Raw genomic sequence first — 1,453 nt, 5'->3', positions numbered from 1 at the left:
AATTATGCTCTTTAACAATCTGGAACAAGCTGAAAATTGAAAACAACGCACATTGTTTATCGCTTAAACAATGTGAGAGTCTCTCAAAAATCTCAACTTGAAGATGTCGTCAACAGACAGAAGCCGTCGGGTTTTGTGTCGAGTGACAAAAAAGACACCTTCGGGTTGTGAGGTTAAGCGACTAAGCGTACACGGTGGATGCCTAGGCAATCAGAGGCGATGAAGGACGTGCTAATCTGCGATAAGCGTCGGTAAGGTGATATGAACCGTTACAACCGACGATTTCCGAATGGGGAAACCCAGTGCAATTCGTTGCACTATCGTTTGATGAATACATAGTCAAACGAAGCGAACCGGGGGAACTGAAACATCTCAGTACCCCGAGGAAAAGAAATCAACCGAGATTCCCCTAGTAGCGGCGAGCGAACGGGGAGCAGCCCAGAGTCTTAATCAGCATTAGCATCAGGAGAACGGTCTGGAAAGTCCGGCAGTAAAGGGTGATAGCCCCGTATCCGAAGGTGTTAGTGTTGTGAACTCGACGAGTAGGGCGGGACACGTGTTATCCTGTCTGAATATGGGGGGACCATCCTCCAAGGCTAAATACTCCTGATTGACCGATAGTGAACCAGTACCGTGAGGGAAAGGCGAAAAGAACCCCGGCGAGGGGAGTGAAATAGAACCTGAAACCGTGTACGTACAAGCAGTGGGAGCCCCACCACCAAAGCATTTTCTGGTGTTGAGGACAACTTTGAAGTGGCATTCAACACGCGTTGACGGAGCGCTTTTTGCGACGTCCAACACACAAAACAAGCAGTGAATGTGCTTTGGGGTGGGGTGACTGCGTACCTTTTGTATAATGGGTCAGCGACTTATATTCTGTAGCAAGGTTAACCGTATAGGGGAGCCGTAGGGAAACCGAGTCTTAACTGGGCGAATGAGTTGCAGGGTATAGACCCGAAACCCGGTGATCTAGCCATGGGCAGGTTGAAGGTTGGGTAACACTAACTGGAGGACCGAACCGACTAATGTTGAAAAATTAGCGGATGACTTGTGGCTGGGGGTGAAAGGCCAATCAAACCGGGAGATAGCTGGTTCTCCCCGAAAGCTATTTAGGTAGCGCCTCGTGAACTCATCTTCGGGGGTAGAGCACTGTTTCGACTAGGGGGTCATCCCGACTTACCAACTCGATGCAAACTACGAATACCGAAGAATGTTATCACGGGAGACACACGGCGGGTGCTAACGTTCGTCGTGAAGAGGGAAACAACCCAGACCGCCAGCTAAGGTCCCAAAGTCATAGTTAAGTGGGAAACGAAGTGGGAAGGCTCAGACAGCCAGGATGTTGGCTTAGAAGCAGCCATCATTTAAAGAAAGCGTAATAGCTCACTGGTCGAGTCGGCCTGCGCGGAAGATGTAACGGGGCTAAACTATGCACCGAAGCTGCGGCAGCGAA

General features: G+C 49.9%; 1 rRNA gene. It reads left to right on the top strand.

Annotation, left to right across the window (positions count from 1 at the left end):
• Positions 1-171 precede the first annotated feature (171 nt).
• Positions 172-1,453: ribosomal RNA gene (locus PR809_RS20020) — 23S ribosomal RNA — on the top strand; the annotation flags it as partial.

This window comes from Providencia sp. PROV201, assembly GCF_028479545.1.
GTDB lineage: Bacteria > Pseudomonadota > Gammaproteobacteria > Enterobacterales > Enterobacteriaceae > Providencia > Providencia huaxiensis.
Note: the sequence above shows the minus strand (reverse complement) of the source record. Positions and strands in the feature narration are given on the sequence as shown.